Here is a 24,691-nt window from a genome sequence, read left to right as displayed (position 1 = left end):
TCAACCCAATCTAGATCACGCACTTGGTGGCCGGGGGCGGCAGGCTCTGGACCGCGGGCACCGGGAGCAGCTGCCGGAGGCGCCAGGCCTGCGCGAAGTTCTGGCGCTCGGCCTTGATCAACGTCTCCACGGAGCGGCCGAGGATGGCCGCGGGCAGGACCAACTGGCCGACGGTGATCAGGACCAAGAGCAGCTCCGCAGGAACCGGCGTGAAGCTCAGCATGAAGGGCAGGATCTTCAGCACGCCGTCCTCGAACACGTAGGAAGCCGGCAAGATCCCCAGCCAGCCGAGGCCCGCCGGCACGAAGACCGAGGCGAAGGCGAGCCCGAACACCAACCAGCGCGTCTGGAGGTTGGCGCGGATCCCGACCACGTAGGAGGCGGCGCTGGCAACGGCTATCCCCGGCGTGAACACATAAGGGCCGAAGAGCATGCTCAGCGTGGCGACCGAGATGAAGTTCAAGACCAGATTTCGGCGCATGTAGGTCGGACCGGCGTTGCCCGTGAGCGTGACCCAAATGGTGTTGAGCACGACCAAGAGCAGCGCCGCCGTGAACACGCCCATCGCCAGCCAGCTCTTCACGCCCATCCAGAGCGCCACAGGCGTGAACACGAACCAGCTCAGGTAGCCGACCACCGCGCGCCGGGAAGCCGTGCGCCGGTCGGCGAGCTCCACCGCCTTCAGCTCGGCCTCGGCTTCGGCCGGCAGCTCCTCCGAAGACCCGAGCACCCAGTCGCTGATCATGCCGAGCGCGGCGGGGTCCGTGGGGTTCAGCGCCAGCGCGCGGCTGAGCTCCCGGAGCCCCTCGGCGCGCGCGGCCTTGTCCGAGGCCTGGCTGAGCGCCGCGCGGGCCTTCTCCAGGTGCTGGGCGGCGAGCTCCGCTCGGCGCTCCGCGTCGCGCTCCCCGTCCAGGTGCCGCTCGATGGCCTCGTGCATCGCGCGCGCCGACTCGAAGCGGTCCTTCGGCTCCAGCGCCGTCGCGCGCATGCAGATGGCGTCGAGCTCCGGCGCGATGTTGCGATCCGGCGCCCAGCTGCTCGGCGCGACGGGCTGCTGCGTCAGCGTGGAGGCGAGCAGGGCATTCAGGCTCTTGCCGCGGTGGAGCGGCTCGAGCGAGAGCAGCTCGAACAGGATGGCGCCGAGCGAGTACACGTCGGAGGCCGGCGTTAGCGTCTGGGTCTCGCCGTGGGCCTGCTCGGGCGACATGTACCCCGGCGTGCCCACCACGGCGCCGACCTGAGTCTCCGGCACGGCCTCGGTGTCAGGGACCACGCGCTCCTCGGCGACCACGTCCGCCGTGCCGTGAATGCGCGCGATGCCCCAGTCCAGCACGTACACCTCGCCGAAGTCCCCGAGCATGATGTTGGCGGGCTTCAGGTCCCGGTGGATGACGCCCCGGCTGTGGGCGTAGGCCACCGTCAGGCACACCTGGCTCATCGCCGAGAGCAGCCTGCGCCGGCCGTACCTGGCGGCGAGCTCGGCGTCTCCGCCGCGCAGCGCCGCGAGGATCTCCTCCAGCGTGTGGCCTTTCACGCGCTTCATCGTGAAGAACTCTTGCCCCGTCTCGTCGCGCCCGAGGTCGTAGACCGGCACCACGCTCGGGTGCTCGAGCTGCCCCTGCACGCGCGCTTCGCGCAGGAAACGCGCGCGCGCCGCGGCCTGCGAGCCGCTTCCGGTGCGCATCACCTTCATGGCGACCTCGCGCCCCACCCAGGCGTCGCCGCAGAGCCGGACCTCGCCCATGCCGCCCGTGCCGAGCACGCGGCGCGTGGCGTAGCGCGCGCCGGGATCGAAGGAGACCGGGCTCGGGTCCACCGTGCGCGGCTCGGAGTCGCCGCTGTCCCGCGCCACGATCGTGGTCGCGATGTCGAAGCGGGCGGACTCGAGCTTCAGCGTGCCGCCCCGCTGTTCTTCCTTCATGCCGGGGAGCTTAGCGTGCGGGTCAGCGGATCGGGAGGCAGGCGACCGGGTCGCCTTCGCCGAGGCCCAGGTGCTCGATGACCGCGGGAGGCAGGCGCACGCCCTCTTTGCCCACGAACGAGAGGCCCGCGGGGACGGCGCGGAAATAGGGCGCGTCGCTCGCGTCCCGCGCGGCGAGCCCCGGCGTGGTCTGATCCACGTGGCTCAGCGCACCGACCAGGCGCCTGACCTCGGTCTCCTGGACGAGCGTGATCTCGTCCGTCGGCGCGGTGAAGTGCGGACCGCCGTCGAATGGGTCGACTCGGTGCGCGTAGCGGAACCCGATGCGCTTCAGCATCTTCTCCACGCCTTTGGTCTGCGCGCCGACCTTGCCGATCACGCCTTGCGCATCCTTGGACAGTAGCGAGGCGTAGATGAGCCCGCTCGGGAACAGATCCTTGATGAACTCCTTGTTCTCGCTGGAGAGCAGATCGGCCTCGGCGTAGCTCAGGTTGCAGAAGCGGCGGCCCAGCGCTTCCCAGAGGTGGCTGGTCCCGTCCGGCTCGAGGGGCGGCAGGAGCTCGGCGAGGACCTCGTTCTGGAACAGCTCGCGGTGGGTGGCGATGTAGAGGAAGCGGACGTAGGAGATGAGCAGGCCCAGCCGCTCCTTGGCGGCGCGGTACTCCGGCAGCACGACCAGGCCGCCGATCTCCGTCGGCCCCTTGTAGGAGAAGCCGATGCGCAGCACGGTGTGATGGAAGTGCTGATCCTGCAGGCTGCTGTATTTCTCCTCGTCGATCACGTCCAGGTAGATGTACGGCGCGTCGCGACGCCCGAGCTGGGCGACGACCATGCTGGTGCCGACGGCGCGGTTCTCTCGGAGGTCCCACAGCCCGAACACGAATTTCCGGTGGGAGACGCTGCGGATCTCCGCGGCGAAGCTCCTCTTGCTGTGCTCGAGCAGACGGCTCACGTGCCCCTGGTCGTGCGGCAGATTGACCGTGTTCAGGTGCTGTGCGAGCGCGAGGACCTGCGCCTCGTCTTCCGGCAGTGCCGCGCGGATCTCGTAGCGCACCGACATGGGGATCCCGGGTGTAACACGGTCGGCTGCCTCTCGGGCAACTCGCGGGGCGCGAGCCAAGGCCCGGCTGCCGTGCTAGAAGGCCTGCCCGTGATCGAGTCATTTCGCCAATTTCAGGGCACCAAGAGCTACATCACCGATCCGGCGCTCGAGGCCGCGGTGAACGCGGCGGTCGCGCTCGAGCGGCCGCTGCTCGTGAAGGGAGAGCCGGGCACCGGCAAGACGCTGCTCGCCGCGGCGGTGGCGGAGGCGATGAGTCACCCGATGATCCACTGGCCCGTCAAGAGCACGACGCGCGCCCAAGACGGCCTCTACGTATACGACACCGTGCAGCGCCTGTACGAGGCCCGCTTCGGCGACGCCGGCCCCGAGGCCGTGAAGGACATTCGCCGCTACATCAAGCTCGGGCCCCTCGGCCGCGCGCTGTCCTCGGCGGAGCGGGTCGTGCTCTTGATCGACGAGGTAGACAAGGCGGACCTCGAGTTCCCGAACGACCTCCTGCACGAGCTCGATCGCATGCGCTACTTCGTCTCGGAGACCGGCGAGGAGATCGTGGCCCGCCACCGCCCGGTGGTGATCATCACCAGCAACAACGAGAAGGAGCTGCCGGACGCATTCTTGCGCCGCTGCGTCTTCCACTTCATCGATTTCCCCGAGCCCGACCTGATGAAGCGCATCGTGCGGGTCCACCACCCGGAGGTGGACGAGGAGCTGGTCGATCAGGCGATCGGCGCCTTCTACGATCTTCGGGCGGTGCCGCGGCTGCGCAAGCGTCCGAGCACCAGCGAGCTCATCGATTGGATCTCCGTGCTCTCGAAGAGCAACGTCGGCGCCGACCGCATCAAGAGCGAGCTGCCCTTCGGCGGCGTGTTGATCAAGAAGGAGCAGGACCAGGCCACCGTCGCCGAGCAGCGGTCCGGCCGCGCTCGGCGCTGGTGAGCTGGAAGCCCGGCAACTACTGAAGCAGCTTGAACTCGATGCGCCGGTTCTTCTGCTTGCCGGCCTTCGTCTTGTTGTCGGCGATGGGCTCGTCGGGTCCGGCCCCGCGGGTCTCGATGCGGTCCGCGGCGATCCCCTTCTTCGTGAAGTACTCCTTCACCGACTCGGAGCGCTTCTTCGACAGCTCCAGGTTGTGGTCGCGCTTGCCGTCGGTGTCGGTGTGGCCGCTGATCTCGATGCGGAGTTTGGGGTAGTCGGTCAGCACCTTGACCGCTTCATCCAGAACGGTGAACGACTTCGGGCGGATGGTGGCCTTGTTCACGTCGAACTCGATGCCCTGGATCACGCCCGAGAACTTCTTCACCGCCTCGGGCACCTCGTCGGGGCAGCCGTCCTCGTCATCGAAGCCGTTCTTGGTCTCCGGCTCCGTCGGGCACTTGTCGTTCGGATCGAGGATCCCGTCCTTGTCGGGGTCCCGGTCGGGGCAACCATCGGGCGCGACGCCCTTCTCCTCGGGGCACTTGTCGTCGGGGTCGAGGAAGCCGTCCTTGTCCTTGTCGCCGACGGGGCAACCGTCGGGGGCGACGCCCTTCTCGTCGGGGCACTTGTCGTCGGGGTCGAGGAAGCCGTCCTTGTCCTTGTCGCCGATGGGGCAGCCGTCGGGGGCGACGCCCTTCTCGTCGGGGCACTTGTCGTCGGGATCGAGGAAGCCGTCCTTGTCACGGTCGCTCGGGGCTGCGGCCGGTGGCGGCTTCTCCTCGCTGCGCCCCAAGGTCAGCGAGAGGCCCAGGAGCACCTCCGGATGGTGGGCGATCTCGTGGCGCTTGCTGCGGGACTCCGGGCTCTTGCCCGTCATGTTGTCGCGCAGATCCAGGCGCACCCCGAGCAGGCTGGTGAGCGCGAGCTTGGCGCCGATGCCGACGTGGGCCGCGGGGTCACCGTCGGCGCCCATCGCGTCGGTGTCAGCGCCGATGCGTCCCAGCCCCGCCAGCACGAAGGGTGTGATGCGCGCGCCGGGAAGCTGGCCGATCACGTGGCCACGGGCGGCCCACAGCATCGCGCTCTCGTCGCCCGCCGACGCGCCCGGCCCCAGCGCGCCTTCGAGCTCGGCGCCCAGGAACGAGAGCGGGAAGTACGCGACCCGGAGACCGAGCTCGAGCGCCGGGCGCTTGAACGTGTAGTGGGTGTCCTCGACCTTGCGGAGGTTGTGATCGTTGCTCATCCAGATGAGCCCGCCGAACACGCCGAGCTCGATCAGGCCCGCTTCGGGGGTGTACTGACCCATCCATCCTCCGCCGCTGGCGCTCGCGCTGCCTTCGCTGCCCTCGAGCGACAGCGACCCAGAAGCGCTCGCCTCTTCCTGAGCCGAAGCGGTGAAGGCGAGCAGCGTGGAGAACAGAGCAGTGCAGAGGATGATCGGGGCGCGCATGTCGTTCAAGTGCCACCCGCCAACGCCGGGAGCAAGAGTCCGGGGCAGCGCGCGTGCGCAAAGATTGCTGCGCGCGACGCCGCGTCTTCGCGCCTGACGACGCACGCGAAACGGATGCGTGCGTGCGATGCACGACGTCCAGTCGCCGAGCTGTTGTCCCACGGTCCGGGCCGCATTCCGGCCCCTTCCCGCAAGCCCCTCGCCGCCGCGGGCGGACTTTGCTAGCTCAGCTCTCGTGACGGACACCTGGTCTTTTCCTCGCGCCGACGCCCTACCCACCTACGCCTTCGTCGCCACCGACGCGATCAAGGCCAAGGCCGTGGCGGCCGGCGCCGATCTCATCGATCTCGGCCTCGGCAACCCCGATCGCCCCACGCCGAAGGCCATCGTCGATCAGCTCCACCTGGCCGCCGACGTGGGCAAGAACCACCGCTACCACCCCGGGCGAGGGCTGCCGGCCCTGCGCAAGGCGCTGTGCGGGTGGTACGAGCGCCGCTACCACGCGGGCTTCGACGTGGACAAGGAGGTGCTGGTCACGATGGGTGCCAAGGAGGGCATCAGCCACCTGTGCCTCGCCATCCTCGACCGCGGTGACCACGCGGTCGTGCCGGATCCCTGCTACCCGATCCACGAAGGCGCGCCGGCCATCGCGGGCGCCGCCGTCACCGGCTACGCGGTCAAGGAGGGGCTCGAGCCCGCCAAGGCCGTCGCCGACGCCATGCAGAGGGTCGAACGCGCGGGCGGCAAGACGAAGCTCGTGATCGCGAACTACCCGCACAACCCGACGGGGTTCGTCATCTCGCGGGAGGCGCTGGCGGAGCTCGTGCGCGTGGTCCAGCGCGCGGGCGCGATGCTCCTGCACGACGCGGCCTACGCCGATCTGGACTTCAGCAATCGCTTCGCGCCGAGCATCTTCGACTGCGGCATCGACCGCGAAGAGGTGAAGCGCTTCGCCGTCGAGGTGTTCTCGATGTCGAAGAGCTACAACATGCCCGGCTGGCGTATCGCCTTCATGGCCGGCAACGCGCGCATGGTCGGCGCGCTCGCCCACCTCAAGACGTACATGGACTACGGGACGTTCATTCCGCTCCAGCACGCGGCGGCCTGGGCGCTCGACCACGGCGACGGCCTGGTGGACGAGATCCGCAACCTGTACCAGGCGCGCGCCACCACGCTGACCCAGGGGCTCGCGGCGTCCGGCTGGGGCGACGTGCCGGAGCCCAGCGGCAGCATGTTCGTGTGGGCGAAGATCCCGAAGAAGCTCGCCGGCATGTCGGCGCTCGAGACCACGAACTTCCTGATCGAGAAGGCCCATGTGGCCGTCTCGCCGGGCACGGGTTTCGGTCCGGGCGGTGAGGGCTTCGTGCGCTTCGCCTTGATCGAGGATCCTCCGCGGGTGGCGGAGGCGTGCCGGAGGATCGGCGTGGCGCTCGGCTGACTCAGTTACTCGTCTCCAGCAGCCGGTGGATCCGCTCCGGCACCAGCCCATAGCCCTCCGCGGCCGCCAGGAGCGCCGCGTTGTTCGGCAGCTCGGTCAGGAACAGGCGCGCGTACGTCGTGCCCAGGAGCCCTTCGAGCCGGCGTTGCAGCGGCTTCAGCCCCTGCGTCACCGCGCTCTTGGCGTGGTCGGCGTCGCCCAGGGCCACGAACGCGTCGTGCAGCGGCAGGTACACCGTGGACTCGTTGAGCAAGCAGGGGGCGCCGCTCTCCAGGAGCTCCGCTGCCTCGCGGGCCAGCTCGGCGGCGCGCTCGGAGTTGCCGCAGCTTCGCTCGGCCTCCGCCCACAAGCCGAGGGCCGCCGGCAGGATGTCGCGGTTACCGGTGGCGCGGTAGCCCTGTGCCGCCATGCGCAGGAGCGCGGCGGCCCGCTTGCACGAGGGCTCGTTCTTGGCGCGCAGGAGCTCCATGCCCCGGTAGAACAGCACGCCCAGGTTCGCGCGATCCGGCGCGGCCCAGACGCCGCTGGCGGTGGAGTCGGCCTCGGCGCGCACTTCCGCCAGGTGAGCCTCCAGCGCCTTGTCGTTGCCGAAGGTCGCGGCCCAGCCGAGCAGGTTCATCTGCGCGTGGCGCACCGCTCCGGACGAGCCGATGGCGTCCGCCAGCGCGAGCCCCGTCTCCAGCGCGCCGCGCGCCTCCTGCCGGGCGCCGATGCTGGTCAGCGCGAAGCCCAGGTTCGTCATCAGCATCGCCTCGCGCTCCTTGAGGCCGGCGGAGCGCGCGGCCTTGACCGCGTTGCGGCGAGCCTCGAGCGCCGAGGTCACCGCGCCCTGGGTCTGGCGCACGATGGCCAGCGTCTGCCAGGCGTCCACGGCCGCGGCCGAGATGGCGCGGCGCTCCGCCAGGTCGAGCAGGCGCGAGGCCTCGGTCTCCGCCTCCGCGAAGCGACCGGCGAAGGCCAGGCGCGTGGCCAGGACGGCGGAGCAGCGCCCCTCTTCGTCGTGCAGCCCGAGGGTCGCCGCGCGGTCGCGGGTCTCCGCCAGGCGCTCGGTGATGTCGTGGCCGACCCCGCGGGCGTCGTCGTAGCGCGCGCGGGCGCCGGTCGCGCGGACGGTGCTGGGCTCGTCGTAGACGTTGTCCTCCATCGCGCTGACGGCCGTCTCGCGCTCGCTCGCCCGGGGGTCGAGGCGGCTGTACGCCTCGTCCAGGTAAGAAGCGCGCAGGAAGGCCTGGGGTTTGTCCTCCGCGAACGCCAGGGCGCGCTCGGCCATGCGCAAGGCGTCCGCGATGGCGTTGGTGGCGAGGGCGCGCTGCGCTGCGCGGGCCCAGTGCTCGGCGGCGGCGACCTCTTGGCCGCCCAGATCGTAGTGACCGGCGACGGTTGCGGCGTCTTCGCCCATGCTGGCGAGCCAGCCCGCCGCCAGCGCGTGCAGCTCCTTGCGCTCCCGCTCGCCCAGGCTGGAATAGGCGACCTCGCGCACCAGCGCGTGCTTGAACACCCACTCGCGCGTGCCGGGGAAGCGCGACACGTTCTGCTCCATCAGGATCTCCGCCGCGGCGAGCGCCTTCATCACGCTCTCGGCGTTCGACAGGCCCAGCGCCTCGAGCCCCGCGTCCCAGCAGGTCTGGCCGAAGACGGACAATCGGCCCACGGCGTCGCGACACTCGTCGTCGAGCGAGTCGAGGCTCACCTGGATCGCCGCCTCGATGGTCGGGGCGTTCACCGGTGCGTCGCGGGTGACCGCGATGCGCGCCAGCTCCTCGGCGAACAGCGGCAGCCCCGCGCTCTGCTCGGCGATGCGATCGAGCACTTCCTCCGGGGTGCTCTCGCCCATCAGCGCCCGCGCGATGGTGCGCGTGGCGCGCTTGGAGATGGGTCGGAGCTCGAGCCGCACGTGATCGCGGCCGGCGAAGCGGTTGGGGTTGTCGCTCCAGAAGGCGGGTCGGACCAGCGCCATCACCATCAGCGGGCGGTGCGCCGAACGGCCGAGCATGTGGTCGATCCAGCCGATGCTCTCCTGGTCCGCCCACTGCAGGTCCTCCATCACGATCACGGTGGGCTGCTGCGAGGAGATCTGCACCACGAGCTCAGTCATGGCCAGCCAGAGCACGTCGCGCGCGCCGCGAGGGTCGAGCCCCTCCGGCAGCGCCTCGTTGGCCAGGAGGCGCGCCAGGATCTCGCGGTTCTTGCTGGTCAGATCGCTGCGCGTCGCCGGCCCGAGCCGAGCGATGATGGCCGTCTCGGCCTCCTTGCTGGTGGCGCCCTTCGAGAGGCCGACGATCGCGCGCAGCACGTCCGCGGCGGCGCCCAGGGCGTGACCGCTGCCGTAGGCGTCGCTGCGCTGGAGCACGACCGCCGGGGCGTCGGCGCTGGCGGTGATGCGCGCCAGCACCTCGCGGCGCAGGCGGCTCTTGCCGATGCCCGGCGGACCGGTGACCGTGGCCAAGATCGGAGTCGAGTCGCCGCGGGCGCGCTCGAACGCGCTGACGACCTGGGCCATCTCGGGCTCGCGCCCGACGAACGGCGCGCCGCCGGCGCGCTCGGCCCGCGGCCCGCGCAGCTGCTCGCCGACGATGCTCGAGCCGTCGTCGCGCGCGCGGAACTCGAAGCGGCCGCGCCCGAGCTCGCTGGTGGTGGCGTCCGCCAGCACCATGGAGGCCTCCGCGTCTCGGGCCAGCGACGAGGCGCGATCGACGACCTCTCCCACGGGCTGCATCTCACCGGTCTGACTGGTGAGGTTCATGCGCGCGCGCCCGCTGGCGATGCCCACGCGCGCGCCGGCGTGGGCCAGCTTGCGGCCGAGCTCGAGGGCCGTGGTCGCCTCCGTGCCGACCGAGTGCCGCGCGCCGAGGTGGGCGACGATGGAGTCCGGGCCGAGCGGCACGGCGTCCGCGCCGCGGGAGCGTAGGTGCTCGAGCGCCCGTTCCCGGGCGGATCCCTGGGCGAAGCGCAGGGCGACGATGCTCGTCACCAGGCGCGAGGCGCTGGAGCCGAGCCGCGTCGAGAGCGCCGGCTCTCCCAGGCCCGAGCTCGGCCAGACCACCCGATCGAGCTCCAGCTTCGAGTCCTCGAGCGCGCTGATGACCTCGCGCATGCTGCCCGGGCGGTGCTCCGGCTCGGTCGAGAGCATCCGGTGCACGAGCGCTTCGAGCAACGGTGGGGTCTCGCGGCGCAGCTCGGAGAGGCGCGGGGGAGGGGTCGTCACCAGGCGGGCCAGCGTGGCGATGGCGGTCGGGCCCACGTGCGGTGGGCGTCCGGCGATCAGCTCGAACAGCGTCGCGCCCAGCGAGTAGATGTCCGAGCGCACGTCGATGGGAGCGTCGCCGCGGGCCTGCTCGGGGGCCATGTACGCCGGCGTGCCGACCACGTCGCCGTTGCGCGTGATGCGGATGTCGCCGGCCGCGGCGGTGCCGAAGTCCACGAGCTTGGGCAGCACGTCCAGCTCGCCAGCCTCCGCGGGCCGGGAGGTCAAGACGATGTTGGCCGGCTTGATGTCCCGGTGGATGACCCCAGCCTGGTGCGCGGTCTCGAGGGCGGTCGCCACTTGAATGATCAGATCCACCGCCTGGCGTATGCTGAGCGGGTTCTTGCGCTGGCGGTTCACCAGGTCCTCGCCGTCCAGCCACTCCATGGCGATGAACGGCAGGCACGAGTCGTCGAGCACGCCGTAGGCGATGATCTTCACGATGCCGGGATGATCCAGGTGGCTCAGGAGCTCGCCTTCGCGGGTCAGGCGCGCCTCCTCTTCCGGCGAGACGCCGGCGTCCGCGGCGATGACCTTGAGGGCCACGTAGTGCTCACTGACCTTGTCCCAGGCCCGGTAGACCACCCCCGCGCCGCCGCGCCCGACCTCGCGCTCGACGACGAAGCGGCCTCCCATCAAGCGACCATCGGGGGGGGCAGACGACACCACGGTGGCCCCGAGGGTAGTGCTCTCTCAGCAGGGAGTCGATATTGCCAGAGCTTTGGCTATCATCGCGGGCGATGAGCAAGCTCTACATGCTCGCCGGGGGCATCGTCGAACCCGGCGGGGGGAGCGCCGGCCGCGTCAGCGCCTTCGTCGCGTACAACCCTCGGCCCGGCGTCAGCCGCCTGTTCAAGGTCCACGGCGCGGCGTCCGAGCCGATGGTGAGCGAGCTGCCGTCGGCCACCACGATCGACCTGTCGGCGTTCCGCCACGAGCTCGAGCAGGAGCTCGAGCCGGAGCTTCGCGCCATCGGGGCGCGGGGTGGCGCTGCAGCCATCGCGCAGCCCAAGGCCGACTGGATCGCGAACGTCGTGCGCCGTCACCTGGCGGCGGTCGAAGGGATCGAGGTCGGATAGTGCTCGAGCGCGTCGCGGTCCACCAGACTCGGCTCCGGGTTCCCGGGCTCGGGCTCGATTCCCGTGGCGTGGCGCTCGGCGCGCGGGGGCTCGTGCTCTTGCCCTCTCTCGATCGGCTGATCGCTTTTCTGGCCGTGTACACCGAGGAGCAGTCACTGGGCGCGCTCGGCGACTCGCTCCGGGTGGACGTGGTGAAGAGCAAGCTCGGCACGCGCGAGGTCGCGCTCTCGTTCGACGCCGGAGCGAGCGACCGCATGGACCGTGTCGCAGAAGTGTCGCGCTTGGCCGGGGGCTTCACCTTCACCGGCACCAGCCGTCACTTCGTCCAGTACCGCGACGCGGCGGCGCCCTTCGGCTACGACGCGCCGGAGATCAGCGCCACGGACGCGGCGCTGGCGCTCTACCACAACACGTTCTCGCAGACCTACGACGTGGAGCGCGGCATCGAGCTCAAGTCGCTGCTCTTGCGCCTGATGCCCCACGCCGATCCGAAGGCGTCGCTCCGTCACCCCGAGCTCTGGGTGCTCGCGGAGCCCGGCCTCGGCCCTTCGCTCCTGGGCTACTTCACCCGCTCGAACGTGGCCGCGCGGGCCGGAGTGGCGGAGTGGCCCCCGGAGTCGAGCCTGGACACCGAGCCGGTGCGGCGCTGGCTGTTCCACGTCACGGATCTGCCGGAGCGCATCCTGCCGCTCCTGGCGCGGACCCCCGGGATCTCGTCGTTCGCGCCGGTCACCCCCGGGGCAGCGGTGGAGGTCCTGTGGCGGCACCCGATCGCGCTCGAGGCCTGTCCGGTGTTCCACGACAGCGGCCTGGTGCTGTTCCGAGGCCGCGGCGAGCCGGCGCTGGATCTACCCAGCTTGCCCGCGTTGGCCGAGGTGAGCTCCCTCGCGCGCACTCAGGTCAGCGAGCTCCCGGCGGTGACGGGGCGCTCGCTCCCGACGGCGCCGAACGTCGGCGCGCCGCTGCGCCTCGCGCCGGACATCGCGCCTCCCGGTAGCGTGGCAGCGGTGCTCGTGCCCACCGACGAGCTGCCGCTGCTCCGGCGCCTCTCGTACGCGCTGGGGGCAGAGATCATCCGCACCACCCGCATCGCCATCACGCAGTTCGGCGCGCTGCTCTTGCGCGACGACGGCATCGACGCGCTGCCGCTGGGCACGTTCTTCCGCCGCATCCACCCCTCGGTCTACGTCCCCTCCGGCTACCGCGTGGTGCCGCAGGTGCCGCCGGAGGTGGTGTTTCAGGCGCTCGGCGCGCCCGGTGATCGCGCCGTGTTCCTCTGGCCCGACGGCAGCGCCGCGGCGCTCGCCACGGCCTCGCTGGTGCCGCTCGAGACGGCGCTCGTCGAAGGCCACAGCTGGTCGCCCCTCGGCGTGACGGAGCTCGAGAACGTCTTCGCCGAGGAGATCCCCACCGTGTGGCTGGACGCGCTGGGCATGAACCCCCTCCGCGGGCTGGAGAAGGCGTGAGCGGTCAGCTCGTCGCCGAGCTGACCGGCCGCGTGCTGGTTCCGATGCTCGCGGGCGGAGCGCTCCGCCCGCTGCCTCCCATCGGCCACGCCCGCGCACGCGCAGTGGCCGAGCACGGCGGCTTTGCCGCGAGCGTGCTCGACGAGGCGCGCGCGCGCCGCCTGCGGCTCGCCCGCCGGTTCTGTCCCGTCGACGCGCTGCCCGATCCCGGGCCCGGCGAGTGGATGATGCTGTGCGCGCTGAACGATCTGCTCCAGGCGACCAACCCGACGCTGCTCGGGCCCTTTGGCAGCGAACGCCCGCAGAAGCTGCTCGAGATGGCGCAGGCCACGCTGCTCGTCGCTGGTCCGCCCCGGAGCGTCGGCGAGGCGCTGTGCCGGCACGCGACTTTCTCTCGCCTGCTCGAGATCGTGCGCCTCGACACCCACGTGAGCTTCTGGGTGGGGCGGCGAGTCTACAAGGGAGCCAAGCCCCCGAAGCGCCTGACGCGCTGGCGCAGCGTGCGGCGCGTGAGCGAACGCGAAGAGAGCGTGCGCTTGCCCGAGATGACGCCGGCCAATCCGGCGGCGACGCCGCTCTTCGAGCAGGTGCTTGCCTCCTTGCTCGCGGCCTCTCCGCTCACGGATCTGTGTACGGCGACGCGCGAGCTTCCGCCCTTCCGCTGGACCGGCGCAGCGTTGTCTCTGGTGTCCGTGCCCGCGGGGCGCACCCTGGTTGCCCGCGGCCTCGACCGCGTCCGCGCGCAGAAGGCGCTGGCCAAGGCGCTCGGGGGGCTGCCGGATCCGGTGCGCCGTGGCGTGACCCCGGAGGCGGCCCGAGCGGCGACGGCGGTCGCCGAGCTGCTCGCGGATCTCGAGCGGCGGCGGCACGAGACCCCGTTCAGCGCCCGCGCGGTGGCCGGCGGGCCCGCATCCGCGGGCGCGTGATCACGGGCAAACGGCGTGACCTCTCGTGCCTGGGCAGGTCCATGTACTACGGCCGCGGCCGCGAAAGACCTCGGGCTGACCAGCAAGGCGCCGAACGGGCTCACGTTGACGGGCCTCGAGAGGAGACCAAGCGCCGGTGGCGGCGACTCAGCTCGACTCGGGGAGCACCGATCGATGCTGACGCTTCCGGGGGCGCCGTGGGAACGCCCCGTGCCGGCCTGCTAGAATCGACTGGGAATGCGACGCGCGACCCGGGCGCCGGCGTTGGTCGGCCGTCAGAGTGAGGTCGAGCTGCTGCGGGGCGCGCTCGCTTCGCCGCCTGCGGTGGTCCGGATCAGCGGGGACGCTGGGATCGGCAAATCGCGGCTCGCTCGCGAGGCGATCGCGATGGCACGCGAGCGTGGGTTCGCGGTGCAGGAAGCCGCTTGCTTCCCGCACGACGCCTCGATCGCCTACGCTCCATTCCGCGAGCTGATACGCGGGCAAGGAGACGCGACGCTCGACGCGCTTCTCGCGCACGACCCGAAACGCTTCTCGCCTGTGGATGTCGATGAGCGGCGGCGCGCAGCGTTCGTGGCGTGGAGGGACTGGCTCGAAGCGTCGGCGGCCAATCGACCACTCTGCCTGTGCATCGAGGACCTGCACTGGTGCGACGAGGTCAGCCTCTCGCTACTCGCCGACATCGCGTTGCGCCAGCTGGAGGTGCCTTGCGTCATGCTGCGTCGCGCGCCACTGGTCTGGTGCAGAGGCATGGGAGGAGGCTCTTCCGGCCAGTCTCGCTGCGGCCGACGCAGCGTTTGCGTTGTACGCGTTTCGGTCCGCGAAGGAGCACTGGACGCTGGCGCTCGAGGCCGCCGCTCGCCTGGGACGCGAGCTGTCCCCGGCCGCCGTCGGTCCGTTCATGCAGCGGCTCTCTCCACCCCCGCCGCCGCCCGACGCGCCGAGTCCGCTGCGGTTCGCGCCCCCCGGAAAGCTCGTAGACGCGCTCACCGCCGCGGGCTTCGGCGACACGCGTGAGGAGCGCCGCAGCATGGTGTTGCCGTGGCCAGGGCCGCCCGATGAGCTCTGGCAGCACATCTACGACATCGCCATCCCGCTCCGGCCGCTCTTCGATGGCCTGTCCGGCGACGAGCGCGCGGCCGCGCTCGCCGAGTCGGTCGCGGGCTACGCCAAGCACTACGACGGGAGAACGGTGAACGTGCCTGCCTCGATCGTCACGGTGTCGGCTCGTACTTGAGCCCCCGTCGCCAGCCATGGCACGAGACCCCGTTCAGCGCCCGCGCGGTGGCTGGCGGGCCCGCATCCGCCGGCGCGTGATCACGGGCAACGGCGTGGCGCTCGACGCCAAGTGAGGCACTGGCGAGAAGCCGACCGCAGCCAGATCCGCGGCGGTGAGCACCGAGCCCGTGGCCGCGCGGGCGGCCCGCGAGAGCACGTCCTCGAGCTCGCGGTCGTTCCCCGGCCAGTCGTGCTCGGAGAGCAGGCGGAGCGCCGAGGTGTCGAGGCCCATCGGGCGTCCCTCTTTCTCCAAGCCGCTCCGGGCCAGCGCCCCCAGCGCCAAGGCCCGGATGTCTTCGGCGCGCTCACCCAGGCTCGGCAGGGCGACCTCGGCGCTGCCGAGCCAGCGCGCCAGGTTCTTGGCGACCCGCCCCGCCTCGACCAGCTCCGCGAGCGGCGTTCGCAGGCTGGTCACCAGAGAGACGGGCAGCACGCTGCCGCGCACGGGGACGTCGGCGTGCCGCGAGAGCGTCCTGCCGATGTGCTCTTGCACCGGGAGCGGCAGCGCCGCGGCGTCCAAGAGGCACAGCGTCCCGCCGTCCGCCAGCGCGAGCGGCGAGCTGTCTGGGTCCTGCCACAGCGCGAGCTCGTGCTCGGGACCGCTGGTCCCGTCCACCACCACCAGCGGTCCCCCGCGTCGGGCGCTGGACAGGTGCACCAGCGCCGCCCAGGCCGAGGCGTACACTCCGGGCGGCGTTCTGAGCACGACCGGCGCGCCGAGCCTCCCGAGGCGCTCGAGCTCCTCGCTGGCCAGGCGTGCGGCGGGGCTGTAGAGCGCGCCCTTGGCACGCCGCGCCACGCGCTCGGCGTGCGCGACGTGTCTTCCCGTCTCCAGGCCGATGATGTGGCTCAGGCGTGCGACCTCGTCGTCCGCGCGATCGGCGCGCGCGATGGCGGCGAGCTCGCGCTCACGCGAGCGAGCCAGGGCCGACGAGACCGCGATCAACGCGCTGACCCGGTCGGTCAGCGCGCGCACCGCTCGGGCCTCCTCCAAGCTCATGGCGGAGGAGCGCGCGCCCTGCGGCAAGAGCAGGAAGCCGAGCGGTCCGTCCTCGTCGAGCACCACGGTGGCGCTGAACGCCTTTCTGCTCTTGAACCAGGCGAGCAGGGGGCGCACCTCCGGACGGCGGACCTCGAGCGCCGCCAGCACTTCGGCGCGCAGCGTGCGCTCGGGCTCTGCCAGCGCTAGCTCGTACAGGCGCTCCGGCGCGGCGGTCTTGTCGACGTGGAGGTAGCCGGCCAGATCGACGCTGAGCACTTCTTCCGGATCGCTGCGCCAGAGCTCCGGCCGGGCCCCGGGCACCGCAGTCGCTTTCGACAGCGCGGCGAGCGCGGCGCGGATGGCGGCGTCCGGCTCGGGCTGCAGAGCGCCGCGGCTGGCCGCGTCGATGGCGTCGAGCCAGCGGGACTGCTCGGGGGCGAGGGACGAGGAGACTCGGCGCGCGATCAGGCCGATCAGGATCGCCAATATCGACGCGACCAGCACCACCGCGCCGGCGTGGGCCGGGGCGCTCCGCGCGACGAAGCCGGTGACGAGCAGGGTGGGCGCGCCCAGGATGGCCAGCGCGAGGACGCCGCGCAGCGTCCGGCTCACGCTCGTCGGGTCGCGGGTCGCCGCAGCCCAGGTGGCGCCGAGCGCTGCGAGGAGCACGGCCACGGGGAGCACGCGATCCGGCGCCGCGACGTCGAGCAGCGCGGCAGGGACGGCCACCAGGAGCGCCGTCGTGACCAGCGCCAGAGCGCCGGTGGCACGGTCTGCTGCTCCGAGCTCGAGGCGGCGCAGCCAGCGCAAGCGCAGGCTCGTCGCCACGAGCACCAGTAGGCTGCCCGCGGCGGCGCTGGTGGTCGCGTAGTCGATGGCCAGCGGATCGAGTCGCACCATCTGCTCCGGCAAGATGGCGCGCGTGAGCGGTGCGGCGACGGCGATGGCCCAGAGGAAGGCGGCGAATGCAGCCGCGTCCAGGGAACGCGTCGCGCTCGGCGCCGCCAGCAGCCCGCCCAGCGACGAGACGCGCGCGAGCCCCACCAGCGCGGCGACCGTCGCCGTCCCGACACCGGCGTTCGCCACGGCGTCGAGCCCCGCGCGGCCCGCGCTGCCGGTGCGCGCGGCGACCCAGAGCGCCGCTCCCCAGGCCACGGCGCGCACGACCCGTCGCGCGACGACCTCGGTGTGGTCCTCGCCGGCGCGTGGGCTGTCGGTCCTGCGCCACACCAACGCGAGCCCGAGCGTGAGGCCCACCAGCGCGACCCAGGGCCAGGCTCCGCCCCGGGTGGAGACGGCGCCGAAGCACACGTATGCCACCGCGGCGGCGGGCAGGATGAAGCTCTTCAGGGAGAAGCCCAAGGCGTCCTCAGCATGGTCGCGACGCTGCCCAAACGCCTACTTTTTGGGCTCCGTCGCCGGCTTCTCGCCCTCCGCCAGCTTGACGAAGCGCTGCTCGGGGCCCGACGGCGTGTACATCTGAATCGCGACCAACCCGCTCTTCCCCGAGGACACGAAGGCGTGCTTTTCGCCAGGAGGTATGTCGAAGACGGCACCGGCGCTGACCGGGTGGTCCTTGCCCCCGAGCTTCATCGTGCCGGCCCCGTCCAGCACCGCGATGTGCTCCCAGGTCGGGTGGTCGTGCTCCTTGATCTCGGCCGAGCGCGCCGCCAAGAGCACGCCGAGGCTGCCCGGGATCGGAGCCTCGCCGCCGAAGGCGATGCGGGCGTGGAACGCTCCGGCGCCCCAGCTCAGATCCTTCGCACCAGGCAGCGCGACGTGGGCCAAGGGACCAGGGCGCTTTCTCCAGCGCACCTCGAACGGTTTCTGCTGCGCCCGCGCCAGCGCGGCCTCGAGCGTGCCGCTCTTGGCGGCCAGCCCGAGCACGAGCTTCGCGCCGACGCTGCCGGCCTTCAAGATCACGCCGAGGCCCGGCGCGCGCAGCGCGCCCCACTGTTCCAGCTTCACCGCGCCGCCGTCGTCGCCGCTCACCAGGGTCTCTCCGCTCAGAGCCACTGCCAGGAGCTCGAGCTGGTGGTGGCGCGGCAGGAGCACGACGCTGTTCGGGGCGAGCTCTTCGAGCCACAGCGTGCCGGGTGAGTCCGAGCCGCTCGGGGCCGCCTTGGCGAAGCCGGGATCCGGGACGATCTTGTCGAGCTTGCACTCCCTGTCCTTGCAGGTGTGGCTGCGCGCGAGGACCATCGCCAAGCTGGCGGGCAGGCTCCCGTCGATGCCTGCCGACTCCGGCGGCGCGGCGGGCGCGCTCGGCGCTTCGGCTGGCTCTTCGTCGCTCGGTTCGGCGAGCGGAATGAACGGCAACCCGTCCTTGGGTCCGGGCGGCGGCCACTTGGTTTCGGGCGCCGTGCGGGAGCAGCCAAGCAGGCAGAAGGCCGCGGAAAACAGCACGACCGTGCGCTTCATGCGCCGGAGGGTGGCTCGCTTCGCCGAGACCGGCAAGGCGTTTCGGCGATTGTGCGTTGCAGGGGAACCGACCTCAGAGGACACTGCTCATTCGACACGTACCGCGCACGTCCGATGGGAGGGGGGAGCCCAGGTCGCCTCATGAAGAAGAATTACGTCCTCGACACGAACGTACTGCTCCACGACCCATACGCGCTCTTCAAGTTCGAGGACAACGACCTGATTCTTCCGATCTACGTCTTGGAGGAGATCGATCAGTTCAAGCGCGACAACGCCGAGCGCGGCCGCAACGCCCGCACGGTGTCGCGGCTGCTCGATGGCCAGCGGGAGAAGTACGGCTCCCTGTCCGAAGGCGTGAAGACGGGCGAGGGCGGTACCCTGCGCGTCTACGTCCCGAGCACGCGACCCGAAGTGAAGATCGCGCTGCGCCCGTCCTCCGGCGATCACGCCATCTTGCAGTGCGCCGTCGAGCTGCGCGATCAGTACCCGGACCGGCCGACCATCTTCGTGACCATGGACGTGAACCTGCGCATCCGGGCGGACGCGTTCGGTCTGCGCACGGAGGCCTACGAGAACCAGTCCGTGGACGTGGAGCACCTGGACACGGGCGTGGTCGAGCTCCCGATCACGGCCGAGGAAATGGACCGGTTCTTCGAGACGGGAGCCATCCCCGCCAACGGCCGCGCCAACCTGTACGCGAACGTGTGCGTGCTGCTCCGGGACGACAGCCCGCGGCAGCGTACCGGTCTCGCGCGGTTCCACGCCGAAAAGGGCGAGATTCGTGCGCTTCGGACCCCGCGCGAGGGCCTGTCCGGCATTCGCCCGCGTAACAAGGAGCAGAGCTTCGCGCTCGATCTCCTGCTCGACGACTCGATCCGCCTGGTCACCATGGTGGGCAAGGCGGGCACGGGCAAGACGCTCTTGGCGCTGGCCGCCGGACTCCGGCGAACGGTGGACGACGGCGCGTACGCGCGCCTCCTGGTCAGCCGGCCCGTGATGCCGATGGGACGCGACCTGGGCTTCTTGCCAGGTGACATCGACGAGAAGCTGAACCCCTGGATGCAGCCCATCTTCGACAACCTGGAGTTCTTGTTGGCCGCGGGTGGCGGCAAGCGTCGCGGCGTGCGCGGCTTCGAGGAGTTGCTCGAGTCCGGGCAGATCCAGGTGGAGCCGCTGACCTACATCCGTGGTCGCAGCCTGCCGCAGCAGTACGTGATCGTGGACGAGGCGCAGAACCTGACGCCCCACGAGGTGAAGACGGTCATCACCCGCTGCGGCGAGGGCACGAAGATCGTCCTGACGGGCGATCCGTTCCAGATCGACAACCCCTACGTGGACAGCGCGACCAACGGCCTCAGCGTCGCGCTCGACCGGCTTCGCGGCGAGAACATCACCGCGCACATGTTGCTCGCGAAAGGTGAGCGCAGCGAGCTCGCGAACATCGCCGCAAACAAGCTATGACCGTCCGCCGCCGGGATCTCGAGCGGGGGCTCGCGCACGCCGAGCGTGTGATCGCGCTCGCCGAGCGCTGCCGCCCGACGAACGCCCGCGTCGAGCTCGAGCGCGTGCTCGAGGCGTGGCAACGCGGGCACGAGCGAGCGCCGGCGTGGCAATTCGCGCCGGCCGCGGGGCTCGCGGACGTGTGCGCCGGGCTCGAGCAGGTCGCACGGCACGCGGAGACCTGCTGCGGCTGGGGCCGCCTCTACGCAGACCGCGCGCGCGAGCTCGCCGTGGAAGCGGAGCTCGCGGAGCGGGTGGGGACCCCGGGTTTCGCGGCTCAGGCGGCGCGCCGCTACCCCGTCGAGTCCTCCGAGGACGGGAAGACCGCCCGGACCTGGGCCGAAGCCTGGGCGGTCGAGAGCCCGAGCGCCCAGCGCGGTGAGGCCGTCGACAGTGACGACGAGCACTGCCCAGAGAGCCTGCTCTCCGCCATGCGACGCGCAGTGGGTGCGCACCGGCTGCCGTTCCGCGTGGTGGTTCACGACGACCTGCTCTCCGCGGCTGCCACCGGGGATGGGATCATCGTCGTGCGCGGCGGCGCGCGTTACCGCCGGTTCGACGTCGAGCGCATCGTGCGCCACGAGATCGAGGGTCACGCCTTGCCGCGCGCCCGGGCAAGGTCCGAGAGCTCGGCCCTGTTCTCCGTCGGAACGGCGGGGGGCTCGGACGACGAAGAGGGGAGGGCCCTGTTGCTCGAGCAACGCAACGGCTGCCTGGGTGCAGAGCGCCGCGCAGAGCTCGGGCGCCGCCACCTGGCGGCCATCGCGGTCCGCCTTGGTGCCGACTTCGTCGAGACGGTGCGTCTGCTCCTCGCGCTCGGCGCGAACGTGGAGCAGGCGGTCCTGATCGCGAACCGGGTCCACCGGGGCGCCGGGCTCGCGCGGGAGATCGTCTACCTCACGGCGCTCGCGCGTGTGGGGCGGCTGCTCGCCCTGGACCCCGAGGCCGAGCGCTGGCTCGAGCGAGGGCGTATCGCCGTCGGCGCGGTCCCGGTGCTCCGGGAGCTCGGGGAGCCGCCGGAGCTGATGCGCGCGCGGGCGGCGTAGCAGGCAATTTCCTCGCGCACCAAAGGGACGGGCGTTGCGCCAGGCCTGGTCAAGGCGGCCATCGGCCCGGGAACGCGATGCCGAGAGCCGTCGCGACCTCGGTCAGCTTGCGGTCGGCAGTCCACAAGGTCGATGTCGCGACGAGCGCACTGGCCAGCAACTGCGCATCGACCCAGCCGATGCCGCGGCGTGCGAGCTTGCGCCGCTTGATGAACGTCAGGACTTCCTCATCCGTGATGTTTGGAGCGAAAGGCAACCTTCCGAAGAGGCTTTCTTCACGAGCCGAGAGCCCGCCAAGCACCAGCTCGCCAACTACCGCCGTGTGCACCAGTACAGCGCCGTCTTCGTCGAGAAGGGCCTCGAGCGATTGCCGGCTCTCTACACTCGACTTGCCCGCGAAGAAGCGCCGCCAGACGGACGTGTCGACGAGAACGGGCGTCATGAGCGACGTCGCGGAGTCGGTTCGAGGTCAGGCAACCTCCCAGCCAATGCGCTGAGGCGGCGCCTTGCTTCACGCTCCACCAAGAGCCGCAATCCCAGCTCGATGACCTCGGTCTTGGTCTTCGCCCCGCTCGCTCTCAGCGCCAGTCGTACCAGCTGGTCGTCGAGGTTCAGAGTCGTCCTCATGCATACGAGTATGCATGATTTCGATGCCTAGAGCCATCTCGCCGCACGCCAGTTCGGTTCTCCGCGAGTCGAGCGCTACTTCCGCCACCAAACACCATGGCGGTGGCCGGACGGGGCGGTGGGCCAACGCCGCCCAAGCACGAAACCCAGCCCAAGGAGCGCGAGCCACCCCGAGCCAACTCCACCAGTCCTACCCGCCGCGCGGCAACCACATCCCCCCTCGTCCGCCGGAGCCGCCGCTCCACCCCCGCCCGTGCCGCCCGTGATACCGCCCCCGGTGCCGCTCGTAGTACCGCCGCTGCCTCTTGACCAGGTACGGCGGCACCATACGCAGGCGTGGTGCGCCGCCCGCGTCCAAGAGCTGCACGCTGCCGGCGACGAGGCGCAGGCCCCGCACCTTGCCGCTCAGCGCCACCTCGTACTGGACCGACCGCTCCGCCGGTGCCTGCTCGAGCACCAGGAAGTCTTCTGTCCCCACCGCCGTCGGTCGGTGCACCGTGTCTTCGTCACCGCTGACGAGCGCTGCACACGCCGAGGGCTTCGACGTGGTCTTGCCGGGGGAGTGAGTCTCAGGAGCGCGTGCGCGTGTTGACGCGGTACCTCGAAGTCACGGCTGGAGGCGAACGCGAGCGCCAGGGCGAGAGCGAGGGCGCGGGCGCGCACCCGGATTTCACGCTCCGCGTGCGCCCCGTGGAAGCGGGTTGCGGCGCCCCGTCGGGTGGGCGAAGATGTGGGCATGAACCCAGCGGGGAGGTTGGCTCTGGCTTGCGCCGCTCTCGTGTGCGCCTGCACCGGCTCGACCGGCGGGGATTCCCCGAGCGGCGGGAACCCGAGCCTGGCTGGAGTCTGGGACGGTGTCGGCACCCGGTGGGGTAAGGACCCTGAGCAGGCGACTGTCGACATCGGCCCCGATCACTTCTTCGTCACCACGGGGGCGCGCGCTCTCACAGCCCAGCGCACGGCCACGGGCCTGCTGGTCATCTGGAACGACCCCACCGCTTGGAACGGGGATTCGAGCTTCGTGCTGACTGCCCACGGCGGTCCCGCGTTGTCCCTCGGCGCAATCCCGCTGAACGTCTCAGGGAACTGGACGGCCGACGCCCTGAACGGGAACCCGCTGTACGGTTGCTCGCTCTCGCTTCACACGACGGCCGATGGAGCGTGCAAACGGCTCACGGACAGCGACTTGGGTGGTCCGAAGGTCCCCGAGTGGCTGCCGAACCCCGAGAACGCGAAGTTCGCCGGCAGCCGCGTCTCAGCGGCGCCCTCGATTTTCGGTGACCTCGGAGGAGTGTGGAAGCTGGAGCAGCCCGGGGTCGGCAGCTGCACAGTCGAGTTCGCGGGCAACCGCATGGACGCTGCGTGCGCAGGCCATGGGAACACGAAGGGGACGCTACACGTCGAGGTGAACGGTTCGACGCTGAGCGGGTACACCAGTGCCGGTTTCGAGTTCTCGGCGCAGCGCCGTTAGGGCGCTCGGCGTGCTCGGCGTGCTCGGCGCATCCGGCCTGCTCGGATGGCGGATGTCGGGGCGCCGCACCGGCGGGAAGGAGCCCTGTGGCCCACTGCTCGCCTACCGCCAGGGCGTCGGAGCAGGCGCTGCGGCGGCGCGCCCGGGTGACGCGGTGTGGCTGGGCGTCATGACGCTGCCCGCCCGCGAGCGCGATCGGGTGCTGGAGCTGATGTCCGGTCTGCTGACGGCGCTGGAGGCTCGCACCAGCCCGACCGGCTTGGACCTCGTCTCGGGCGACCTTCGGGAGGAGCTCGCGGAGGTCAGAGGCTGGTTCGTGCCCGTGATGAACGCAGCACAAGAGGTGATCCAGGAGCGCTGGGTGGCCCACGATGTCGCGGTGCGGATCCTCCGCGAGGCCGCGCGGCCGGCTGACGGCGAGCGGCTCTTGGCGGCTTGGCCGAGCTCGACGCCCGAAGACGAGCTGGCCCGCCGAGCGCGCTTCGCCGCTTGGCCCATCACCGGCGGCGCCCTGGTGAGCGGGCTCTCGCCTGGGCAGCGCGAGCGCGTTCGGGATGCGCTCCGGGCCCGCATTCCCAGCACGGTGTCCGCGCTCGCGCTCGTGATCGACTCCGACCTTCAGGCCAGGCGCGACGCACCGGCTGCCCTCCGCTCCTTGCAGCAGGACTGCCGTGAGCGGCAGACCCACCTTCGCAAGGTGCGGGACCGCGACGCCTGGTCGCTTGCCGCGCTGGCCGAAGCGGACGACGCGCCGCTCTTACCCTGGCTGCCCCTCGGGACCGGAGAGCTCTTGGTCGTGCCGCGGCTCGGCGCGCTGGCGCGTTCGGCTGAGCTCCGGAGCGAAGTCGTCGACGCCCTGGCGGCGGCGCGGGCTCAGGGTCGCATCGCGTGTGCGCCGGCCGGGTGAGGACGAGGTCATCGTGCGCGACGCGAGGCCCTACACCCGGTTTGCAGGTAGGCGCTCTGCAGCTCCCGGCCGAGCTGGTCGCGCAGCGGGCCGTAGCCCCGCGGCAGCCGCCGCGCGATGGCATCTCCGCGGGTGAGTGCCTCGAGCGCGCCGCGGCAAGCACCGCGCTCGGTGTCGCCGAATCACTTCTTCCATGGCTTCCGATCGGCATGAGGCCGGCAGGTCCAGCGACCGCCTCATCCAATCGCGGCCGCTCTGGCCGATACCGATGACACTCTGCGTGGCCGGGCGCCCTCACAAAACCGGGGCGCCGCTCATCTCCTGTCGCCGATGATGGAACGGTGATCTAGCGCTTGATCACCCCGCAGCCGATTCTTCCGCCTGCGTTCCCGACGGGTTGCCCGCCGTCGTCCTTCTTCTCGTGGACGATGATGGCGCGGTCGAGGAACGAGCTCTTGTCGCCCGGCTTCAGGTTGGCGCCGGCGATGGTGATCTCGAGCTTGCCCTCGCCGTTCGCGGCGATCTCGATGTTGCCGAGATCTCCCAGGTGGCGCTCGGAACCGTGGGGCATGCCGTGCTTGTGACCGCCCGGGTTGAAGTGATCGCCGGCGCTCTTGCCGTCCGGTGAGCTGCAGTCCCCCTTCTCGTGGACGTGCGCGCCGTGCGGGCCCGGCGAGATGCCGCTCACGCTCAGGGTGACCTTCACGCCGTCCGCGGTCTCCTCGAGCGTGGCCTTGCCCGCGAGCTTGCTCCCGCTCTTGGCCTCCATCGTCACTTCGATGGGAGCGGGCGCGGGCTCCTTGGCCGCCTCGGGCTCGGCCTCGGGCTCAGGCTCCTTGGCGGCCGGCTCCTTGGCGGCCGGCTCGGGGCTTTCGGGCGGGGGCGGGGTGGAGCCTCCGCAGGCGGCGACCAACAGGGAAACACCCAGGAGAGGCAGGGCTCGGATCATGGTGGTCC

Annotated in this window: 21 protein-coding genes; 11 read left to right on the top strand and 10 right to left on the bottom strand. The window is 71.2% G+C overall.

All coding sequences use genetic code 11. From position 1 onward, the window contains the following. Positions 1-10 precede the first annotated feature (10 nt). Complete coding sequence (locus HS104_26030) at positions 11-1,921, bottom strand: serine/threonine protein kinase (GenBank protein ID MBE7483424.1); 1,911 nt, start codon at positions 1,919-1,921, stop codon at positions 11-13. A 22-nt stretch (positions 1,922-1,943) separates the two neighbouring features. Then, positions 1,944-2,951 (bottom strand): arginine N-succinyltransferase, encoded by a 1,008-nt coding sequence (locus HS104_26025; protein ID MBE7483423.1) that lies wholly within the window; start codon positions 2,949-2,951, stop codon positions 1,944-1,946. A gap of 102 nt (positions 2,952-3,053) precedes the next feature. Here HS104_26025 and HS104_26020 point away from each other — a divergent pair, with 102 nt between their 5' ends. Next, a complete protein-coding gene (locus HS104_26020; protein ID MBE7483422.1) occupies positions 3,054-3,920 on the top strand; it encodes a MoxR family ATPase in 867 nt (288 codons plus the stop codon). A gap of 16 nt (positions 3,921-3,936) precedes the next feature. On the opposite strand, the gene HS104_26015 is transcribed toward HS104_26020, so the two are convergent. Beyond that, positions 3,937-5,349, bottom strand: coding sequence for an OmpA family protein (locus HS104_26015; protein MBE7483421.1), 1,413 nt, complete (start codon positions 5,347-5,349; stop codon positions 3,937-3,939). A 235-nt stretch (positions 5,350-5,584) separates the two neighbouring features. On the opposite strand from HS104_26015, the gene HS104_26010 reads away from it, so the two are divergent. Then, the gene (locus tag HS104_26010) at positions 5,585-6,787 is read left to right on the top strand and encodes an aminotransferase class I/II-fold pyridoxal phosphate-dependent enzyme (GenBank protein ID MBE7483420.1); all 1,203 of its coding nucleotides are present in this window, start codon (positions 5,585-5,587) and stop codon (positions 6,785-6,787) included. Position 6,788: 1 nt separating this feature from the next. Here the strand turns inward: HS104_26010 and HS104_26005 are convergent, their stop codons facing one another. Beyond that, the gene (locus HS104_26005) at positions 6,789-10,667 is read right to left on the bottom strand and encodes a protein kinase (GenBank protein MBE7483419.1); all 3,879 of its coding nucleotides are present in this window, start codon (positions 10,665-10,667) and stop codon (positions 6,789-6,791) included. Positions 10,668-10,771: 104 nt separating this feature from the next. Here HS104_26005 and HS104_26000 point away from each other — a divergent pair, with 104 nt between their 5' ends. The 5 genes from HS104_26000 to HS104_25980 all read left to right on the top strand — a co-directional run bounded on the left by HS104_26000 (position 10,772) and on the right by HS104_25980 (position 14,739). Then, positions 10,772-11,110 carry a hypothetical protein gene (locus tag HS104_26000; protein MBE7483418.1) on the top strand — a complete coding sequence of 113 codons (339 nt, stop codon included), beginning with the start codon at positions 10,772-10,774 and terminating at the stop codon, positions 11,108-11,110. Then, complete coding sequence (locus HS104_25995; protein MBE7483417.1) at positions 11,110-12,576, top strand: hypothetical protein; 1,467 nt, start codon at positions 11,110-11,112, stop codon at positions 12,574-12,576. The genes HS104_26000 and HS104_25995 overlap by 1 nt, the downstream gene beginning before the upstream one ends. After that, positions 12,573-13,502: a hypothetical protein gene (locus HS104_25990; protein MBE7483416.1), complete on the top strand. Its 930-nt coding sequence runs from the start codon at positions 12,573-12,575 to the stop codon at positions 13,500-13,502. The genes HS104_25995 and HS104_25990 overlap by 4 nt, the downstream gene beginning before the upstream one ends. A 237-nt stretch (positions 13,503-13,739) precedes the next feature. Continuing rightward, positions 13,740-14,519 carry an AAA family ATPase gene (locus tag HS104_25985; protein MBE7483415.1) on the top strand — a complete coding sequence of 260 codons (780 nt, stop codon included), beginning with the start codon at positions 13,740-13,742 and terminating at the stop codon, positions 14,517-14,519. 13 nt (positions 14,520-14,532) lie between these two features. Next, on the top strand, positions 14,533-14,739 hold the full coding sequence (locus HS104_25980; GenBank protein MBE7483414.1) for a hypothetical protein: 207 nt from the start codon (positions 14,533-14,535) through the stop codon (positions 14,737-14,739). A 33-nt stretch (positions 14,740-14,772) separates the two neighbouring features. Here the strand turns inward: HS104_25980 and HS104_25975 are convergent, their stop codons facing one another. Together HS104_25975 and HS104_25970 are read right to left on the bottom strand one after the other, a co-directional pair. Then, entirely contained in the window at positions 14,773-17,124 is a 2,352-nt protein-coding gene (locus HS104_25975; GenBank protein MBE7483413.1) for a hypothetical protein, read from the bottom strand. Between the two features lie 36 nt (positions 17,125-17,160). Beyond that, positions 17,161-18,183 (bottom strand): cupin domain-containing protein, encoded by a 1,023-nt coding sequence (locus HS104_25970; protein MBE7483412.1) that lies wholly within the window; start codon positions 18,181-18,183, stop codon positions 17,161-17,163. Positions 18,184-18,324: 141 nt separating this feature from the next. Here HS104_25970 and HS104_25965 point away from each other — a divergent pair, with 141 nt between their 5' ends. Next, positions 18,325-19,644, top strand: coding sequence for a PhoH family protein (locus HS104_25965; protein ID MBE7483411.1), 1,320 nt, complete (start codon positions 18,325-18,327; stop codon positions 19,642-19,644). Beyond that, a complete protein-coding gene (locus tag HS104_25960; GenBank protein MBE7483410.1) occupies positions 19,641-20,729 on the top strand; it encodes a DUF1704 domain-containing protein in 1,089 nt (362 codons plus the stop codon). Before HS104_25965 ends, HS104_25960 begins: the two co-directional genes overlap by 4 nt. Before the next feature lie 49 nt (positions 20,730-20,778). Here HS104_25960 and HS104_25955 read toward each other — a convergent pair whose 3' ends face one another. From HS104_25955 to HS104_25945, 3 genes are all read right to left on the bottom strand, one after another. Continuing rightward, on the bottom strand, positions 20,779-21,171 hold the full coding sequence (locus HS104_25955; GenBank protein ID MBE7483409.1) for a PIN domain-containing protein: 393 nt from the start codon (positions 21,169-21,171) through the stop codon (positions 20,779-20,781). Further along, the gene (locus tag HS104_25950) at positions 21,168-21,356 is read right to left on the bottom strand and encodes a type II toxin-antitoxin system VapB family antitoxin (protein ID MBE7483408.1); all 189 of its coding nucleotides are present in this window, start codon (positions 21,354-21,356) and stop codon (positions 21,168-21,170) included. The genes HS104_25955 and HS104_25950 overlap by 4 nt, the downstream gene beginning before the upstream one ends. A gap of 190 nt (positions 21,357-21,546) precedes the next feature. Continuing rightward, complete coding sequence (locus HS104_25945) at positions 21,547-21,852, bottom strand: hypothetical protein (GenBank protein ID MBE7483407.1); 306 nt, start codon at positions 21,850-21,852, stop codon at positions 21,547-21,549. Positions 21,853-22,092: 240 nt separating this feature from the next. Here HS104_25945 and HS104_25940 point away from each other — a divergent pair, with 240 nt between their 5' ends. Together HS104_25940 and HS104_25935 are read left to right on the top strand one after the other, a co-directional pair. Beyond that, positions 22,093-22,827 carry a hypothetical protein gene (locus HS104_25940; GenBank protein MBE7483406.1) on the top strand — a complete coding sequence of 245 codons (735 nt, stop codon included), beginning with the start codon at positions 22,093-22,095 and terminating at the stop codon, positions 22,825-22,827. Positions 22,828-22,837: 10 nt separating this feature from the next. Continuing rightward, a complete protein-coding gene (locus HS104_25935) occupies positions 22,838-23,734 on the top strand; it encodes a hypothetical protein (GenBank protein MBE7483405.1) in 897 nt (298 codons plus the stop codon). Between the two features lie 346 nt (positions 23,735-24,080). Here HS104_25935 and HS104_25930 read toward each other — a convergent pair whose 3' ends face one another. Continuing rightward, positions 24,081-24,683: a superoxide dismutase family protein gene (locus HS104_25930; protein ID MBE7483404.1), complete on the bottom strand. Its 603-nt coding sequence runs from the start codon at positions 24,681-24,683 to the stop codon at positions 24,081-24,083. Positions 24,684-24,691: the final 8 nt, after the last annotated feature.

It is taken from the genome of Polyangiaceae bacterium (genome assembly GCA_015075635.1).
Classification (GTDB): domain Bacteria; phylum Myxococcota_A; class Polyangia; order Polyangiales; family Polyangiaceae; genus JADJKB01.
This window is presented reverse-complemented; position numbering and strand designations above follow the sequence as displayed.

Coding starts and splice junctions, on each gene's coding strand:
- HS104_26030 (MBE7483424.1), bottom strand. CDS start 1,921: ATGAAGGAAGAACAGCGGGGCGGCACGCTGAAGCTCGAGTCCGCCCGC.
- HS104_26015 (MBE7483421.1), bottom strand. CDS start 5,349: ATGCGCGCCCCGATCATCCTCTGCACTGCTCTGTTCTCCACGCTGCTC.
- HS104_26005 (MBE7483419.1), bottom strand. CDS start 10,667: ATGGGAGGCCGCTTCGTCGTCGAGCGCGAGGTCGGGCGCGGCGGCGCG.
- HS104_26000 (MBE7483418.1), top strand. CDS start 10,772: ATGAGCAAGCTCTACATGCTCGCCGGGGGCATCGTCGAACCCGGCGGG.
- HS104_25985 (MBE7483415.1), top strand. CDS start 13,740: ATGCGACGCGCGACCCGGGCGCCGGCGTTGGTCGGCCGTCAGAGTGAG.
- HS104_25980 (MBE7483414.1), top strand. CDS start 14,533: ATGGTGTTGCCGTGGCCAGGGCCGCCCGATGAGCTCTGGCAGCACATC.
- HS104_25970 (MBE7483412.1), bottom strand. CDS start 18,183: ATGAAGCGCACGGTCGTGCTGTTTTCCGCGGCCTTCTGCCTGCTTGGC.
- HS104_25965 (MBE7483411.1), top strand. CDS start 18,325: ATGAAGAAGAATTACGTCCTCGACACGAACGTACTGCTCCACGACCCA.
- HS104_25960 (MBE7483410.1), top strand. CDS start 19,641: ATGACCGTCCGCCGCCGGGATCTCGAGCGGGGGCTCGCGCACGCCGAG.
- HS104_25955 (MBE7483409.1), bottom strand. CDS start 21,171: ATGACGCCCGTTCTCGTCGACACGTCCGTCTGGCGGCGCTTCTTCGCG.
- HS104_25950 (MBE7483408.1), bottom strand. CDS start 21,356: ATGAGGACGACTCTGAACCTCGACGACCAGCTGGTACGACTGGCGCTG.
- HS104_25940 (MBE7483406.1), top strand. CDS start 22,093: ATGAACCCAGCGGGGAGGTTGGCTCTGGCTTGCGCCGCTCTCGTGTGC.
- HS104_25930 (MBE7483404.1), bottom strand. CDS start 24,683: ATGATCCGAGCCCTGCCTCTCCTGGGTGTTTCCCTGTTGGTCGCCGCC.